The sequence below is a fragment of the Micromonospora echinospora genome (assembly GCF_014203425.1).
GTDB lineage: Bacteria > Actinomycetota > Actinomycetes > Mycobacteriales > Micromonosporaceae > Micromonospora > Micromonospora echinospora_A.
On the sequence record NZ_JACHJC010000001.1, the window covers coordinates 1730736 to 1747163 of the forward strand.

General features: G+C 65.4%; 14 protein-coding genes. 4 read left to right on the forward strand and 10 right to left on the reverse strand.

What is annotated here, in order from left to right; translation table 11 throughout:
- Positions 1-30: 30 nt before the first annotated feature.
- Together FHU28_RS08295 and FHU28_RS08300 are read right to left on the reverse strand one after the other, a co-directional pair.
- The gene (locus FHU28_RS08295) at positions 31-396 is read right to left on the reverse strand and encodes a VOC family protein (RefSeq protein WP_069087558.1); all 366 of its coding nucleotides are present in this window, start codon (positions 394-396) and stop codon (positions 31-33) included.
- Between the two features lie 46 nt (positions 397-442).
- Entirely contained in the window at positions 443-1378 is a 936-nt protein-coding gene (locus FHU28_RS08300) for a hypothetical protein (RefSeq protein ID WP_184682473.1), read from the reverse strand.
- Between the two features lie 112 nt (positions 1379-1490).
- Between FHU28_RS08300 and FHU28_RS08305 the strand changes: the two genes are divergently transcribed.
- On the forward strand, positions 1491-3656 hold the full coding sequence (locus FHU28_RS08305; protein ID WP_184682475.1) for an MMPL family transporter: 2166 nt from the start codon (positions 1491-1493) through the stop codon (positions 3654-3656).
- A 22-nt stretch (positions 3657-3678) separates the two neighbouring features.
- Here the strand turns inward: FHU28_RS08305 and FHU28_RS08310 are convergent, their stop codons facing one another.
- A complete protein-coding gene (locus tag FHU28_RS08310) occupies positions 3679-4341 on the reverse strand; it encodes a response regulator transcription factor (protein ID WP_184682478.1) in 663 nt (220 codons plus the stop codon).
- Complete coding sequence (locus tag FHU28_RS08315; RefSeq protein ID WP_184682480.1) at positions 4338-5510, reverse strand: sensor histidine kinase; 1173 nt, start codon at positions 5508-5510, stop codon at positions 4338-4340. Before FHU28_RS08315 ends, FHU28_RS08310 begins: the two co-directional genes overlap by 4 nt.
- Before the next feature lie 169 nt (positions 5511-5679).
- On the opposite strand from FHU28_RS08315, the gene FHU28_RS08320 reads away from it, so the two are divergent.
- The 3 genes from FHU28_RS08320 (at position 5680) to FHU28_RS08330 (ending at position 8201) form a co-directional block, all read left to right on the forward strand.
- Entirely contained in the window at positions 5680-6252 is a 573-nt protein-coding gene (locus FHU28_RS08320) for an anthrone oxygenase family protein (RefSeq protein ID WP_311773543.1), read from the forward strand.
- Positions 6249-6887 carry a hypothetical protein gene (locus FHU28_RS08325; RefSeq protein ID WP_260412860.1) on the forward strand — a complete coding sequence of 213 codons (639 nt, stop codon included), beginning with the start codon at positions 6249-6251 and terminating at the stop codon, positions 6885-6887. Before FHU28_RS08320 ends, FHU28_RS08325 begins: the two co-directional genes overlap by 4 nt.
- Before the next feature lie 234 nt (positions 6888-7121).
- Positions 7122-8201 (forward strand): DNA cytosine methyltransferase, encoded by a 1080-nt coding sequence (locus tag FHU28_RS08330; protein WP_184682482.1) that lies wholly within the window; start codon positions 7122-7124, stop codon positions 8199-8201.
- An 18-nt stretch (positions 8202-8219) separates the two neighbouring features.
- On the opposite strand, the gene FHU28_RS08335 is transcribed toward FHU28_RS08330, so the two are convergent.
- From FHU28_RS08335 to FHU28_RS08350, 6 genes are all read right to left on the reverse strand, one after another.
- Complete coding sequence (locus tag FHU28_RS08335) at positions 8220-8681, reverse strand: very short patch repair endonuclease (protein WP_184682485.1); 462 nt, start codon at positions 8679-8681, stop codon at positions 8220-8222.
- A 29-nt stretch (positions 8682-8710) separates the two neighbouring features.
- Positions 8711-9520 (reverse strand): DUF6339 family protein, encoded by an 810-nt coding sequence (locus tag FHU28_RS33235; protein ID WP_221453150.1) that lies wholly within the window; start codon positions 9518-9520, stop codon positions 8711-8713.
- Entirely contained in the window at positions 9517-10419 is a 903-nt protein-coding gene (locus FHU28_RS08340; protein ID WP_184682487.1) for a hypothetical protein, read from the reverse strand. The genes FHU28_RS33235 and FHU28_RS08340 overlap by 4 nt, the downstream gene beginning before the upstream one ends.
- 19 nt (positions 10420-10438) lie before the next feature.
- Positions 10439-10561: a hypothetical protein gene (locus FHU28_RS32465; RefSeq protein ID WP_260026159.1), complete on the reverse strand. Its 123-nt coding sequence runs from the start codon at positions 10559-10561 to the stop codon at positions 10439-10441.
- A gap of 1754 nt (positions 10562-12315) precedes the next feature.
- A complete protein-coding gene (locus FHU28_RS33240; protein WP_184682489.1) occupies positions 12316-13338 on the reverse strand; it encodes a PD-(D/E)XK motif protein in 1023 nt (340 codons plus the stop codon).
- Positions 13335-15968 (reverse strand): Z1 domain-containing protein, encoded by a 2634-nt coding sequence (locus FHU28_RS08350; RefSeq protein ID WP_184682492.1) that lies wholly within the window; start codon positions 15966-15968, stop codon positions 13335-13337. The genes FHU28_RS33240 and FHU28_RS08350 overlap by 4 nt, the downstream gene beginning before the upstream one ends.
- Between the last annotated feature and the right edge of the window lie 460 nt (positions 15969-16428).

Consider the following 16428-nt stretch of genomic DNA (forward strand, 5'->3'; position numbering starts at 1 on the left):
GTCCATCCTGCCTCCCGGACGCAACCGGACTCACTCCGGCCGGTGGCAGACCGCCTCGACGTTGTTGCCGTCCGGGTCACGGACGAACGCGCCGTAGTAGGTGGCGTGGTATTCCGGCCACTCCTTCGGCGCGTGCAGCACTTCCGCGCCCGCCGCGACAGCCGCGTCGTGGAAAGCGCGCACCGTGGCGCGGTCGGCGGCGGTGAACGCGATGTGCACCGGCACCGGCGTGGCGTCGGACGGCGCGGGCTCCACCCAGAAGTCGGGCTTGTCGACGCCGTAGCCGATCGGGCCGGGCTCCATGAGCCGCCGCGCGCCCAGCGGGGCGAGCACCGTGTCGTAGAAGGCGCCGCTTGCCGCCAGGTCGCGCACCGCTACGGAGAAGTGGTCGAGCACGTCGCCTCCCTGCGATCGTCGTTGACCGCGCCAGGCTACGAGCCCTCTACGACAATTCCGTCGGGCCGGGCGTACGCCGTCGCCGGGCGGTGTCCGCGACGATCAGCAGGCCGGGCACCGCGCCGAGCAGCCAGACCACGCCCACCGGCCAGTGGATCATCTCGCCCACCGCGCCTCGGATCTCCGGCACGTCACCCACCACGTAGGACGCCTCCGGGTCCGTCGTGCGGCAGTCGAGCGTCCACGTACCCGGAGTCGGCACCCGCACGGTCGCCACCCAGGCATAGGTGGCGGCGTCGCCGCCGTAGTCGCCCGGTGGAACGGAGACCGGTTCGGCCGTCCGGACCTCCGAGCCGCCTCCGGTGACCCGGCAGTCCGGGTCCGGTGGGGAGAAGCCCTCCGCGAAGATCGCGTACGCCCCGGCGGCCGGCGCCGTGAACCGGCCCGCCGACGTCGTGTAGGGGCCGACGCCGCCGTACTCCCGAGGGGGTTCGCCGATCGTGCTGTCCTCGGCGCCGAGCCGTACCGTGCTCTGCGCCAGCAGCGCGCCGAACACGACGGCGAGCCCGCCGATCAGATAGCCGCGCCGCGACGCCGGGCCGCCACGGCGGTGGTGGCGCCCGCCGACGGCGTACCCGATCAGCGCCCCGGCCAAAGCAAGCGCCGCGCCGCCGAGCAGCGCCCGCCCCCAGCGGGCCTCGCCGGTCAGCGGAACCACCCACCGGAAGAAGGCCAGCGACAGGGCGAGAAGCACGGTCGTGGCCAGCGTGGATACGCCGACGGCCACGGCGGGGCGCCGGGGTTGGCGGGCCGCCAGCACGGCGGCGAGCACCGGCGCCGCGAGCACGGGCCACCACAGCGCGGTGGAGACCGGCTGGTCCTCCTCCCACCTGTGGGTCCACTCGAAGAGGATCAGTGGCGCCGGTACGGTCGCGGCCAGCCAGGCGGTCAGGACTCCGGGACCGGGCAGCCGCAGGCTCATCAGCCGAGTCTCGGGCACCCGGATCATCGACGAAAGTCCGCGAGCCGTCCGAAAGGGATTGCTCACGCAGCGTAGGATCGCGTGCGACACAGCCGAACACACGGGGGAAACGATGTTCGAGCGCCTGGGCAGATTCGTCGTGGGCAAGGCGTGGTGGGTGATCGGCAGCTGGGTCGTCGCCGCGATAGCGATCATCGCCGCCAGCCCGTCACTGAGCGACATCACCTCCGCGGACCAGGAGAGCTTCCTGCCGCGCTCCTACGAGTCGGTGCAGGCCACCGAGCTGGCCGAGAAGTCGTTCCCGCAGGCGGCCACCGCCACCGCCACTGTCGTGGTCAAGCGTGGCGACGGTAAGCCGCTCACCCCGGCCGACGAGGCGCGCGTGGGGCAGCTCGCCGCCGCGCTCAAGGCCCGGAACATCCCGCAGACGTCCGGCTACCTGACCGGCACGCAGGCCGTCGCGCCGGACAAGTCGGTGCAGGTGGTCACGGTCGGTCTCGACGCCGACAGCCCGGACGACCCGGGCCTGCTCGACGCCGTACGCGATCTGCGTGCCGCCCTCGGGCCGGACCTGGCCGGCAGCGGCCTGACCGCCGGGGTGGCCGGCGACGTGGCGAGCTTCGTCGACAACGAGGACACGTTCAACGACGCGTTCGCGGTGGTCGGCGTCGCCACCATCATTCTCATCATCGGGCTGATCCTGATCATCTTCCGCAGCCCGATCGCCGCGCTGCTGCCGGTGGTGGTGATCAGCGTGGTCATGTCCGTCACCACCGGGCTGGTCGCCGCCGCCGGCAAGGCGTTCGACCTCAACGTCAGCCAGGACCTGCAGACCATCCTGCTGATCGTGCTGTTCGGCATCGGCACCGACTACATCCTGTTCCTGCTGTTCCGCTACCGGGAACGGTTGCGCGCCGGTGACGACAAGCGCACCGCGATGGTCGTCTCGGTGCAGCGGGTCGGCGAGGTCATCACGTCGGCGGCCGGTGCGGTCATCGTGGCGTTCCTGGTGCTGCTGCTCGCCTCGCTCGGCTTCTTCGGCTCGCTCGGCCCGGCGCTCGCCATCGCCGTCGGCGTCATGCTCGTCACCTCGCTGACCCTGATCCCGGCGTTGGTGTCGCTGCTCGGCCGGTGGGTGTTCTGGCCGTCGAAGGCGTGGCAGCGGCCACCGAAGGCGACCCTGTCCCGGCGGCTCGGCGCCGCCGTCGGCCGTCGCCCGGCCGTCGTCGCAGCCGCCTCCGGCGTGCTGCTCGTCGCGCTCGCCGCCGGGGTGCTCGGCTACAAGGCCGACTACGACTTCAGCGCCGGCTTCCCGCAGGACACGGAGTCGGCGCGGGCCGCACAGGACCTCCAGCGCGGCTTCGCCGCCGGTGCGCTCGCGCCCACCGAGGTCTACCTGACCACCGGCAACGGCACCCCGCTCACCGACCAGCAGGTGAACGACTTCGCCGCCGCGTCGGCCAAGGCGCCGGGCGTCGGGCGGGCGCAGCCGCCGGAGCGCAGCGCCACCGACCCCAGCGTCGCCCGGATCAGCCTGCTGCTGAACGAGAACCCGATGTCCAACGAGGCGATCACGCTGGTCCGCGACGACCTGCGGGACGCGCTGCACGCGGCAGCTCCGCCGGGTACCAAGGCCCTGGTCGGTGGCGCCACCGCGATCTTCGCGGACATCAACTCGGCGAACAACAGGGACCTCTCGGTCATCCTGCCGGTTGCCGCCGGCCTGATCGCGCTCATCCTCGGGTTGCTGCTGCGCAGCCTGGTCGCGCCGGTCTACCTGGTGATCGCGGTGCTGCTCAACTTCGCCGCCACGCTCGGCGCGACCGTCTACGTGTTCCAAGGGCTTCAGGGCAACCCGGGCGTCACGTTCCAGCTGCCGATCATCCTCTACCTGTTCGTGGTGGCGATCGGCACCGACTACAACATCCTGATGATCGCCCGACTTCGCGAGGAGGCGCGCGAAGGCCACGAACCGCACGAGGCCGCCGCGATCGGGGTGGAACACGCCGGCCCCACAGTCGCCGCGGCCGGGCTGATCCTGGCCGGCACGTTCGGGGTGCTGATGCTCGCGCCGATCTCGTTCCTCCAGCAGATGGGCTTCGCGGTGGCGATCGGGATCGTGCTGTCCGCGTTCGTCATGTCGATGTTCTTCGTACCGGCGCTTACCGGGCTCATCGGCCACAAGGCGTGGTGGCCGGGGCACGGCGACGAACGGCGCAACGGCGGTGGCGGCGGCCGGCACGCGGCGCCCGAGCCGGCGGACGCGGCGCCGGTCTGACGGCCACCCGCCCCGGCGCGGCTCAACCCTCGCCGGGGCGGACCAGCCCGCTCTCGTACGCGATCACGACGAGCTGCGCCCGGTCGCGGGCATTGAGCTTCTGCAGCAACCGGCTCACGTAGGTGCGGGCGGTGTCGGGGCTCAGGAACAGCGCCTGCCCGATCTCCGTGTTCGACCGCCCGGCGCCCACCTGCGCGAGCACGTCCCGCTCCCGGGCCGTCAGTCCGGCCAGCCGCGCCGGGTCGGCCGCCGGCGAGCGGGCCGCCGCCGCGAGCACCCGCCGGGTGACGGCGGGGGACAGCAGCGCGTCGCCACCGGCCACCGTCCGGACCGCGTCCCGCAGGGCGTCCGGCGCGGTGTCCTTGAGCAGGAAACCGGCCGCCCCGGCGCGGATCGCCTCGAACAGGTATTCGTCGTCGTCGAACGTCGTCAGCATCACCACCTGCACGCCGTCCAGCGTCGGGTCGGTCAGGATCCGCCGGGTCGCCTCCAGCCCGTCTCCGCCGGGCATCCGTACGTCCATCAGCACGATGTCGGGTCGCTGCTCGCGTACCACGGCGAGGCCGCTGCGGCCGTCGCCCGCCTCGCCCACCACCTCGATGTCCGGCGCCCGGTCGAGCAGCGCGCGCAGGCCGGTCCGGACCAGGTGCTGGTCGTCGACGAGGACGACGCGGATCGGGCTCACGCGGCCACCCCCGCCAGCGGCAGACTGACCGCCACGCGGAAACCGGCGCTGCCGGTTTCGACGGTGCTGGTTTCGCCAGTGCCGGTTTCGACGGTGCCGCCCAGGAGGGCGACCCGCTCGGCCATGCCGCGCAGGCCCTGACCCTCTCCGTCCGTCCGCACGGCGGGTGGGCCGCCGCGACCGTCGTCCACCACTTCAAGCGTGAGCCGTCCGGGCGTGGCGCGGACCGTCACGGTGACCCGGGTGGCTTCCGCGTGGCGCAGCACGTTCGTCAACGCCTCCTGCACGACCCGGTAGACAGTGCTGCCCACCACCGCCGGAAGCCTGTCCACCTGCCCTTCGACGCGCAGGTCGACAGCCAGCCCGCCGCGGCGTACGCCGTCGACGAGCGCCGGGATCTGGTCGAAGCCGGGGACCGGCTCCCGTGGTCCGGGTTCGCGGCGCAGCGTGCCGAGCGTGGCCCGCAACTCCGCCATCGCGCTGCCGCTCACCGACCGGATCGCGGCCAGCGCGCTCTCCGCCTGCGCCGGATCGCTGTCGGCGAGCGCCTCCCGGGCGACGGCGGACTGCAACGTGATCACCGACATCGTGTGGCCGAGCGTGTCGTGCACCTCCCGGGCGATGCGCAGCCGTTCCGCCTCGACCTGCCGGGCTGCCTCCCGGTGGCGCTCCTCGTCAGCCGCGACCGCCTGCCGGATCAACGCCGCCCGCAGCGACCTGCGGTTGCGTACCGCGTCGCCGAGGGCGATGACGGCGAGCAGCAACGCCGCCTCGGAGCCCAGTTGCGTACCGACGACGACGCCGATGTCGTCCCCCTCGGCCAGCCGCGCGACCACCGACACGGCCAGCAGACCCCCGGCGACCACAGCGGCCGGAACCACCCGCCCGCGTTCGGACACCCGGTAGAGCACGGCCGCGGCCGGGGCGGCCACCCCGACCGGCGGCAGGCCCAGCGCGTAGTACCCGAGAATGGCGACCGCCGTGGCCAGCAGCGCCGGCACCGGCCACCGCCGGGCGCACAGCACCAGCCCGCCGAGCCCCGCGCCGAACAGCACGGCGAGCGCCGCGCCGCCGGCAGCGGGCCGCTCGGCCGCCACGGCCACCGCGACCAGGCCGAGCGTGGCCGCGGCGAGCAGCGCGTCGGCGCGTCCGGGTGAGGTGTCGGGCACGCTTCGAGCCTAGGTCCGCGCGGCCCCTCGCCGCTGTCGTCCGCAGGCGTCAGGGACAACCCCGAGGCGTACGCCGAGAAGCGACAACCGGTCGCGCGGCCACGCGGACGACGGCCGCCGGCTGCCGACCTAGCGTCGATGGCGTCCCCAATTCGTGAGGAGAACCCTCGTGGTACGCACAAGACTGACCTGGATCGCCCTGATTGCGATGGTCTGGGCATCGATGATGTCGTTCGGCGGGGTGGCCGCCGAGACAGTCATGCTCTATCCGAACATCTTCAACGACGCGCCCGCCTCCCTCGACCGGGCCCGCGAGTTCCTCGTCCACGGCGGCCCGCACGACTACTTCCCGCCGCTCGGCGCGTCGGTGATCCTCAGCAGCGTCGCCGCGACGCTGCTCACCTGGCGCGACCGCCGGCTGCGCTGGTGGGTCGCCGGTGCCACCGCAGTCTTCGTCGTCTGCGAGTTCCTGTTCTCGGCTGTCTTCTTCTGGCCGCGCAACGAGATCATGTTCGTGGACCCGGTGGGGACGCACTCGCCGGAGTACCTGCGGCAGGTCGCGGCGGAGTTCGTCGCCGGGCACTGGGTGCGCTTCGCCGGAGGGGCGGTCACCGCCGTACTGGCGTTCGTCGCGCTGCTGCGGTTCGTGCGCTTGACCGCGCCGGCCTCGGCATCGGATTCCGTGCCGGTTTCGGGACCGTCGTCGGTTTCGTCTTCCGCTTCTTCGGAGGTGACGCGATGAGCGGGGCCCGCCGTACCCTCGGGTTCTCCTGGCCGGCGCTGGTCGCGCTCGCCGCGCTGGCCGCCCCGCGCGTAGCTCTGCACGACCTGGACGTGGTGCCGGAGGGCACGATCGTGGCCGCGCTGCTGGCGGTCGGGCCGCCGCTGTGCTGGGTGGCCGCCGTGCTGTGGCGGCGCCCGCCGCGCCCGTTCCTGACGCTTGTCGTGATCGGGGCGCTGTACGGGGTGTTCCTGGCGGCCGGTCACCAGGTGTTCTGGGACTCGTCGCTGGGGATGGACGCGCCGGGGTTGGCCGGGCTGGCGCCGGGGGCGCGGGAGGCGTTGTTGCGGGGTGCGGCGGCGATGTCGAGCCTGGTCACCGGAACGGTGGTGGGGGTGGCGGCTGGGGCGGTGGCGGTGCTGCTGAGCCGGGTGCTGCCTGTACCAGGTGACCCCCACGCTAGCGGCATTTCCATTGGCTCCTTCCACCGCGCCAACCCAGCAACCATGTCCTCCAGGGATTCGACCGACCCGCGCGCTGTCCTACCCGGGTGTGGCGACCGAGAGATTGTTCAATCACAGCCATCGCCTCAACCCGACGCAGCATCACGTCCTAGACCAGTTCAGTGCCCCTCTGGCACTCTCTTCGGCCCGTGAACGCGAAGCGATTTCGGCGGGAGCGAAGGCCGTTCCGTCGGCACAGACAACGCTTGTCGTATAGGGCTGCCACCCGATACAGGCCGCAAGCGCATCTAGCGCTGAGGTTCCCGAGGCGGCTGCGCAAGGCCCTGGAGCCCGGCTCCACAGAACGATGCTCTGGCTGCGGAAGGCGGACCGCGTGTCGGCCAGCCCCCATTGGCTAGGGGCAGTGGAGCCGGCTAGTGTACTGCCATGCCGAAGATCTTCCGTGTCGTGGACCTCTTCGCCGGGTGTGGGGGGCTTACGGAGGGCCTTCGAAAGACCGGTCGATATGATCCTGTGGGTGCGGTTGAGGTCGACCCAGCTGCTGCCGCCACGTACGCCGAAAACTTTGGCTCGAAGCACATCCGCCCTGAGGGTATTGCCGAGTGGCTGGACGCAGGGCATGCGCCAGAGGCGGACGTTGTCGTGGGCGGGCCTCCATGCCAGGGCTTCTCTAACCTGGGGAAGCGGCTCGATGATGACCCCCGCAACGAACTTTGGCGAGAGTACTGGCGGGCACTCACTCTGATCAAACCCAAGGTATTCGTGGTCGAGAACGTGGGCAGGTTCCTCCGCAGCGCCCAGTACCAGCAGATGAAAGCTGCTGCTGGGAGCGGGGAACTGCGGGATTACGAGCTGCGCGAGGATGTCGTCGTCGCAGCAGCCTTCGGCTCGTCGCAGATTCGACGCCGGGCGATCGTCATCGGTACACACCGCGATCTGAAGCCGATCGATATTCCGGTTTCCCACCTCAATCGAGCGAAATGGAAGACGGTGGCAGAGGCGTTGGCTGATGTGCCGCGCTTCGTTCCCGAAGAAAGAAAAAGTTTGCCATCGGGCTCAAAGACGTACTGGGGCAAGAAGATCCCTGGGCCCTTTGCAAGCCGGTCACTTCACATTACTCGTCACTACGAGGAAATTTCTCGCCAGCGGTTCAAGGCGATCCCTGCGGGCGGGAATCGGTTCGATCTCCCTGACCATCTTAAGTCGCCATGCTGGTTGAAACACACGACAGGCGCAGCGGACGTTATGGGTCGCCTGCGATGGGATCGCCCATCGGTGACGATCCGAACGGAGTTCTTTAAGCCGGAAAAAGGGCGCTATCTTCACCCGACCGAAGACAGAGCCCTGACCCACTACGAGGCAGCGAAGCTGCAGGGGTTTGATGATGACTTTGTCTGGTGCGGGAACAAGCTCCAGATTGCCCGTCAAATAGGAAATGCCGTTCCGGTCGAACTCGCCAGAGCCATCGGCCAGCACGTAGCGGACGCGTTGGACGAGCAGATGTGAGGGGCGGGCGAACGGCTTCTATCGGCTTGTCATCGGCTGCTGAACATTGCGTGACGTCTGGAGCGCGCGGCGATGCTGGCTCAGGATCGCTTCTACTGCCTCAGTCGGATCCTCGTGCTCCCATATCCTGATGACTGACCAACCCATTCCTGCAAGGTGCGCATTGGTCTCGGAGTCCCGGATTTGGTTTGCTTTCAACTTCTCAGACCACCAGTCGCTGTTGGAAGCAGGCTTGGTGCGATGTTCGGGACATGAATGCCAGAAGCAGCCGTCAATAAAGACAGCTACCCGTAAGCGGGTAAACGCAATATCTATAGAACGTCGCGGCATGGCGGGCACCGGCCAGGCCACACGATAGCGGTAACCGCGAGCGTGGAGCAACCTTCGTATCGATACCTCCGGTGCTGTGTCCTTGCGGCGCTGGCGGCTCATTCGACGAGAGACCCCGGACGAGGCCGGGACGGGCAGACGGGTCGCCATGAGCAGAGATTACCCTGAGAGATAGAGCGTCAGGTACGCGGACCCTTGCTGTTGCCCATGCCAAGATTCGTCTTGGCGATAAGCCGTCTAGACTCGTTGCGCTGTTCTCGGACAAGCTCCAAGAGCTCTTGCTGCGTCATCCAGTCGAGATTCAGAAAGGCGGTGAGGCGGAGAAGCCGCCTCAGGGAGTCGCGATGGATGGCCCTCGCTGGCACTCCTTCGTCTATGTCAGCGTCCTCTGCGTGGCAACGAACAATTGCGCGAACCAAGCCAGGAGTCGTTGAAATTGACCGTCGACGAGCCATTACATGATCCAAGTCGGCTTCCCCGAGCCACGGCAATAGCTCGTATGGATCCGCGAGGGACGGATCAAAGAGCACATGTGCGCGCGTCCACAATCTAGCGAGACTGTGTCTCGTCAGGTCGGTGCCCTTGAAACGGTCCGGAAGGTAAAGACCGTTGCGCATGGGAAATCGCCATGCACATATGTGGGGAACCAGAACGAGGGAAAGAAATGCCCAGACCTGGCGCTGCGACGCCTCGCCCGGAACCATGCCCGACCGTTGGTGCAGGTAGCGGGCAGTCGCTCTGTCGAATTCGTTTCTGGCGGCCGTTGTAGGCGGATTGGGGAAGCCGCCAGCTTCAGCTAGCCTCTCTAGCTCATTGCCAAGCGCGCGCAATTCATCAGGGCTGACGCGAGTGCCGCCGGTTGCGGCATAAACTGCTCGGCGGGAGATTACACTGGCCGAAGCTGCAATGTCTTCAGGGTTGCGGCCGTGAAGGCTAGAAAACAATCGTTCCGCCTCGTTCGGAAGCAGCCGCGGATATAGGACGCTCACGGCTTCCTCCCTTTCGGGAACAACAGGCTGTTCTGCACGGCGGCGCGCAACTGAGATGGGTCACGCCTGCGCTCCCCCCGAAGCCGGTCCATCGCATCCCTGAGCGTCTCATTCGGCATCTTCAGGAAGACCCTGATCAGTCCGTGAACCAGAGCGGCAGTAGTCACCTCCCCGTCGCGGTCCGCCGCGTCTGCTTCCGCCGGGAACTCATCGTCTTCCAACGCCCGGCCAACCAAGTCGCACACCACATCCACCGCGAGCGCCTCCCAAAGGACCGACGCCTGCGGCTCGTCGGGATTGCGCACAGCTTCCCCGACCGTTCCGTTATCGTCATTCAGTAGGACGAGTAGGTTACCCATCGCGGCACTGGTCCATTGGGCTGAGTCCACGCTGATATACCAAGCGGCTTGCTCTGGAAGACCTTGCTCCTTGAAGCTAACGGGAGCCACCGGTAGGAGGCCGGCCCCGCCTTCCAGGCTGAGCGACGCGGAGTCTCTCCACAGCACGCTACCCGCTCTGCGGGCGACGAACGGGGCGGCATCCTTGGTGTCTGCCGCCAGAACAATTGTGGTTTCCACTGTAAGGTCGCCCGCGAGATCAGCGCCGAAGATTTCGACCTCGATTATTCTCTCTATGGGTCCCAGAATGCCGTTCGTCGGTATCGGCACAAATATCGCGGCGCGACGTATAAGGGAGGTGGACGGCCAGTATCGCACGTTGAGCGCGAGCGACGCTGCAACGTCCAAACCGCAGTCCGCGAGAAGGGCTGGCAGATCTATGCGCATGCGCCGAGCAAGCCGCAAACGGGTACTGTAATCCCAGCTCTTGATATGATCAGGAGCCGACACGCCGGCCTCTACATGGACCCACGGATCCCCCGCGATGTGAGCATTCGCCATGCGATACGGGTAAGCGTATCTAACCATTGTCGACCTTCTCGACAGAAATTGACACCGCCGCATCTGCTATTGGCAGCACCAGCAACTCCAGTTCACTCGTGCCTTCACCAAGATCGACGAACTCGCCGCACGTCTCACTCACGTCCGAGCGCCACCCCAAGATTTCTGGAATGGCACCTCCGACAGGCCTAGCCGTCTCCAACGCACCCTCACCGGTCACCACCCCGACCTCGCCCCGAAGCCTGGCCGGACCGAAAGCTCGCACCCTCTGAACAAGAACCACCTTTCCCGCCCTTGAGGCGAAGAATGGAGAGCCAATGAGGATCGGCTTCCTCCCGGCCCGGAGCCCAGGTTGTGTACCGACTCCGCGCCCGCGGGCACCTGCGCCGGAGCCGCCGTCGGCCGAAGCCGCGAAGTTCGCTCTCCCTTCATGGGGAACGCCGTCGGTCGGAGGGGCGGGAAAGGCCGCCCCATTTCCACCGACGCTGGCGACGAGGAATCCGAGCCGATGAGCAATCCCTCCGACCGGCACTGCAACGGTCTGTGGAGTCTGTGTTCTCGGCTGTGCAATAGCTGCGCACCGTTCAAGAATGCGTCTGCGCGCTACCCTGACGTAGGTTGCGTGGCGTCCTGTCAGTTGAGCGTCAACCCACGCATCGTGTGTCGGCGGCTCTGACCTGGAAAAGATCGGATCCACCTCGTCGTTCACCTTGAAGACAGCCGTATATCCCGCCTCGGGATGGGGCTTGGGCGGGCCTGGCAGATACTGAACGACGAGATCTGGGCGACGCATGAGCGCTACGTGGTGAGGGGAACCTGCGATTCCCAACTCGGCAGCGGCAGGAGAGTCGGTTTTCGAGCCGAATGTATTTTGGAGGCCAAAGCGTCCCAAATCTTGTCGTGGTCGCAAGCAGGAAACGGTGGTTGCCTGCTCGCTCGTTGCTTCACGATACGCCGCCGCGAAGTTGGCCAGAACGGGGTCGTCGTGTTCACCGGGAACAGGTACCGCTACGCCGTGGACGGAGACTGAGACGTGCATACGAACCGAGCGATCGGCTAAAGTAAGCGGCCACAGATTCCAGGCAGCGGCGCCTGCCAGATGGCGCCCTGCGGATTCCGGAGACATATCCCCGGCCTCGTCTTCTGGGACCGACGGGTCAGAAAGGTCCGGATCGAGTACAACAACGGTAGTGCCTGTTTGGCCCGAACCGAAGCCCGGCAATCCCAGCCGATGCGCAATGGTGTCGGCGGCCTGATCAGAAAACGGATCGCAATGTGTTGTGCCAGGTAGCCCCCACCAGTGGCGGCCGGTGTACGGCACCCCCTTCGACACAGTTGACCCCAGCAGCGCTGAACCGATTAGCCGAGAACGAATGCGAAACCCATCACGGAACCGTGTGTAGATCAGGATGGTGCGGACCCGCGAGGCCAGGAAGAACGCTCCTTTTCCATAGCCGTAAGTCCCTCCTCCGCCGTCGATATCCTGTCGTTCTCCACTGTTCAATACGAATGACAGCCAGCCCCGCTGGTTCGGCTCTGCGTATATATCTGATCGCGTAGGCCCCCCTAAGCCGGAGGTGCCACGGTCCGAAACGGCTAGATATCGGATCGTAGGTCCGCGAAGCAGTGCAGGAAGTGCCCGAGGGGCGCTGGCGGAAGGGGGGGCGTTCGGCGCAAGTAGTTCCACCCATGCATGCCGATGCGCAGGGGACACCGTCACAAGATCGAGGCCAAATGAAACAGCGTCTGAGGTTTTCGCGTCCCAGCTGTTCTGTGCGGACTCGCGAACGAGAACAGTCAGTAGGGAGAGTGAGGGGCGACCTAGCTGATTTAGGAGACCTTCCCCCGTTATTCCGCCATCAGGACGAAAAGGCTGAGAATACCATCCGGCCATAGCTACGCTTCCAAAAACTGTCTCACGCCCTGGTGCAGCGAATAATCCGAGTGTCTGACAGTGTCAAGGTCGACGACGTAGTCGACGCCACAGATTCCTGTCGGAACTAGGCCCGACGGGAAGCTGGCGGGTGTGATGCTCGGAAAACTATCGTCTACCTCGAACAGTCGCTGGTCGACCAGCGAAAAGCTTGAGGCCTGGAGATCCGGAGCAGTCAAGGAGTATATTCCTAGCCTCTCCAGGCACGAAATAATCTTGTACGGCTCGCCGACGCTTAGGCAACGTTGCGCGATCGCTGGAATGTCGTCTGCGCTTCCAGGTGCAGACGTGGCTAGTTTCAGCCACACAACCTTTAAGGTCCCTGATGGCGGTCGTGTTAGTTGTTCAAACCCGTGAACATGAATAGTCCGGCCCTGGGGCGAAGTAGTGGTCTTCACCTCGATGGCATTCCGATGGGTGCGAAAGTCATGAGCGGCCCCACCCGGGCCCGTCCATGTGTCAGCTGCTGCTGAATCGATGGAGAGGAGATGCTCTAGCACCAGGAGCTCACCGTAGAGACCCGCGAGTCGTTGAAGGGTCCACCTCTGCTGACCGCCCAAGAGGGCGCGCCAACCCTCCAAGACCTTAGGTACTGCTTGTTCCGCCGGATTGTTCGAATGGGCGAGGGACATGCATATGTCAGCGACCAGGCCAGTGAATACTCCAGCAAGGGACCTGCGCCTGCATTCGAGATCAAGGAATGTAATCGCCTCATCGCCGACGACTAGCGTTCGTGTCGCGAGATGGACCCCCGAACTCCGCCTGTCTTCGAGGTTGTTCACTTCCCTGCCGACCGGCACCAAAAGGTGCGGCAGCCCATAGGAGTCTAGTGCTAAGCGCAAAGGGCCAGAAGCAGTGCAGAGCGCAAGTTCCGCGCTCTGCAGCGTTCCACCACCGGCGGGAGAGAGCTCTTCGCTCAGTTCCTGCCAGATCGCCTCAAGGGTGCGTCGCAGTGCCGCTTCCTGGCTAGGGAACTCAAGTGTCACGATGCGAAGACCTCACTGTCGAGATCTTGGCGGAGAACCGAGACGTCCTCTGGCTCGTCGTCAGTCGCGGCAGGGAATACTCGCGAAAGGTCCGCCGCCAGATAATCATACTCAACCTCCACGTCATTGCCCCGCATTGGCTTTGGGAATACGAGCGCGGCACCCCAGACCACTTTCGCGCCTTCGATGTTCAAATCTGCGCGATCTCTTCTGGTGGCCTTCGAAAGCGAATCGATGGGGTAGAGGAGGACCAGGCCCTTCTCGGGCTGTTGTCTCGAACGCTCATTCTGCAGGATGACACGGTTGATGTCAGTTAGCTTGCCGAGGTCCAGGTCTAGGCCCTCATCACGGGATCCGGTCAGGGTTTTGATGTCGGCGATATCGTCATTGCCGGACGCGGTCAAACGAGTGCGTACCACCGTACCGACTACACTGCCGTCCGGAAGCTCTACCTGAGGTCGCTGGGCCTCTGGAGGGTCATCCGCGGGAGCGATTCCGAGCACGCCCACGTTCCATGTGCGAAGGCCGCCGGTTTCCATCCGCTTCGCGATGTATGCGGAGATCAGCGGTCCTGACGCATCGGTTGACTTCTCGTGGAAGCGATACGTTCCGACGAATCGGAGGATTCGTTCGCCCGGCACATTCCGCCACAACCTGCGGCTGGGGGGCATCGATCCATCCTGTTTGCCTTCTGCTGCGCTCGCTTCCAAGAGACGCATGACTGAATCAGTGTTGTTGGAGTGCCATATCTTCGCCTTGTGGTCCGGACCAGCGGGGAAGTAACGACTCTCCACCAGGGCGCCCCCGTAGGCGGCGGCTGCGCGGACGGCTGCCTTCTGCTTACTTGGTGCCGTTACCCGCATTTTTGGATGGCATCGTATGCGGACCGCCATTTCCAAGGGGGTCTTGTGCTCGACGAGGAGTCGATCGATCTCGGACCGCATCTCCGCTTCTACGGTTGCTAGGTGAGTAAACCACCGACGCATCTCGGCCGGCATGTAAATGCGCGGAAGGTCTTTATATCCCGGCCGGTAACCGAACCACCGGCCCATCTGGAGCAATGTGTCGTATACGTCGCTGGATCTGACGAAGACACTGACGACTAGGCCCTCCAGGGTGAGGCCACGCGAAAGTGTGTTACCGCCAACTGCGATAACCGTCGCCGCGCCCGACTCGTAGTCGAGGCGGTTCGTGCTGCGATAGTGGTCCATGATTATCTTGGTGTCGTCAATCGCCTTCTCTAAAAATCTTACAGCTTCTGCAAAGCTTACTTCAGTCTCGCAGAGCTCATCGGCAGGTACGCGCCGAGTCTCGCTTTCCCAAAGCTCCCGCAGCTCTGCAGCCAACTCTCGGTCGCCGCACGCAACCTGCTCCGCGACTTCGTTCCGGAAATGCTCTAACGGAGCCTTATATGAGTCGTGTACTCTCGTATCAGAGTGGGCATGGATCAACATGGAGGAGTGGTCTGCGCGCGATGATCGTACTCGCCGCGCGGCGGTCGCCAGCCAGAACCAAAGAATTGCTCTGCGTAGCGATGGCGTGACTTGTGGCTCGAAGGCTGCGATTTCCGCCCTGCGCGACGGGCGCAAGTTGCCCACCTCTTTGTCGGGTATCTCCCTGATCATGTCGAGTCCGCCGGGCACGTCCGCAGGATCTTCTCCATCAAGCGGCGAGCGGCCAAAGAGCGTTTCAGGGCCTTGGTACTCTTCGTTCCTGGGCAAGCTCAGGATAAAGTCTTTCGGGTAAAAGCTTTCTCGGCCTGCTGGATCCGTGAGTAGATTCGCAAAAGGTGTAGCCGTATAGCCGACGTAGCAGACCCGCGGAAGTTGTTCGAGTACGCCGGCGATCAAAGGGTTTATGGTCTTCGTTGCTATTGTTGCCTGGTCCGCTTCATCGTCAATCAGGAGTGCCGGGCAGTTCTGGAGATGGCTGTGTGCACTGGATAGCCACTCCTTCAGCTTGCGCAGCACAACTGCATTCTTCTTAACCACCAGTAGTAGGTGTTGATCTTTGGCGGCGAGGAGTGCTGCGGGGTTGGCCGGCGGAATGAAATCGTGTTCAGGTGTCGTGATCTGATGCCACAGTGTCGGATTTAAACGGACGAGGTCTCGGATGAGCCTGGCTTGAGTCTGGCGCCTGAGTGCATTATGGATGCCCGAGAGTACGATAAACATGCGGTAGCCGCGATCTGCGGCCTTGCAAGTAACGGCTGTGAAGTTGCTGGTTTTGCCGGATTGAACATGGCCGACCACGAGCCCACGCGAGTCGAACGCGGGAGTCGCTGGGTGATCCAGCATGGCGACGACCTTGTCGGACGCGTCGTCGATCGCGTCGACGGCGTCCTGGTCAAGGGTCTTCTGCAGATGTGCTTTGAAGGCGGGCCAGTTGCGGTCGTCCTTGCGAGGGCCTGCGTACCACGGAGTGGCATTTTCTCGCCCCAGACCCAAGGGCTCCTTGAGCTCTAGGATCTTCGTTGTCTCTACCTCATGCCGTTTGATCAGCTCATCAATGAGGTCCTCCGGGACGAAGAGGCTGCGGAGTTGCTGCGTGACTCGATGGGGTGGAGCGCTGTCCAGGAGGCTGCGATATGACTCCCATGCGCCGCTGATGCGGGGGTCACTCGTCGACATCAAGCGCTCCGACCTGAGGGGCGCCTTGGCCAGCCGGGGAAGAGCGACGGCGTCATCACTTGTGGCCGGAGGGCGCGTAAGGATGAGCTTCCGTGACCCTGCCGTCGGAGGCCCTGGCTGCGGGATCTTCACAGAGCCTTAGTAGCACTCGGATCGCTGGAGCGGAAGATGCGCTATCTGAACGTTGCGGGACGTTGCCTGGATGACCGATGGAGGCAGAGCAACTGCTCTATCCTTCTGTTGTCCCGGTTGGTAATCGCAGGGCCATGCACTTTGGCAACTGGTATCGGCGGAGATCCGTAGACCTGTGGTAGGTCCCGGTTGGTTGCTGCGGGGTGAGTCCGAGGGCTGGTTGCAGCGAGTTGAAGTGGCAGCGTGCGGTGGGTCCGGCATCGCTGCCACCGTCTACCGGTCGTCCGTTGAGACCGCCTCTTGGCCGATGCCCGGCTGGCGCCGGCGT

Excerpts from the sequence above, each read along its gene's own strand:
- FHU28_RS08330 (WP_184682482.1), top strand. The coding sequence starts at position 7,122 with ATGCCGAAGATCTTCCGTGTCGTGGACCTCTTCGCCGGGTGTGGGGGG.
- FHU28_RS08350 (WP_184682492.1), bottom strand. The coding sequence starts at position 15,968 with ATGTCGACGAGTGACCCCCGCATCAGCGGCGCATGGGAGTCATATCGC.
- FHU28_RS08300 (WP_184682473.1), bottom strand. The coding sequence starts at position 1,378 with ATGAGCCTGCGGCTGCCCGGTCCCGGAGTCCTGACCGCCTGGCTGGCC.
- FHU28_RS08325 (WP_260412860.1), top strand. The coding sequence starts at position 6,249 with ATGAGCGGGGCCCGCCGTACCCTCGGGTTCTCCTGGCCGGCGCTGGTC.
- FHU28_RS08335 (WP_184682485.1), bottom strand. The coding sequence starts at position 8,681 with ATGGCGACCCGTCTGCCCGTCCCGGCCTCGTCCGGGGTCTCTCGTCGA.
- FHU28_RS08340 (WP_184682487.1), bottom strand. The coding sequence starts at position 10,419 with ATGGCGAATGCTCACATCGCGGGGGATCCGTGGGTCCATGTAGAGGCC.
- FHU28_RS08305 (WP_184682475.1), top strand. The coding sequence starts at position 1,491 with ATGTTCGAGCGCCTGGGCAGATTCGTCGTGGGCAAGGCGTGGTGGGTG.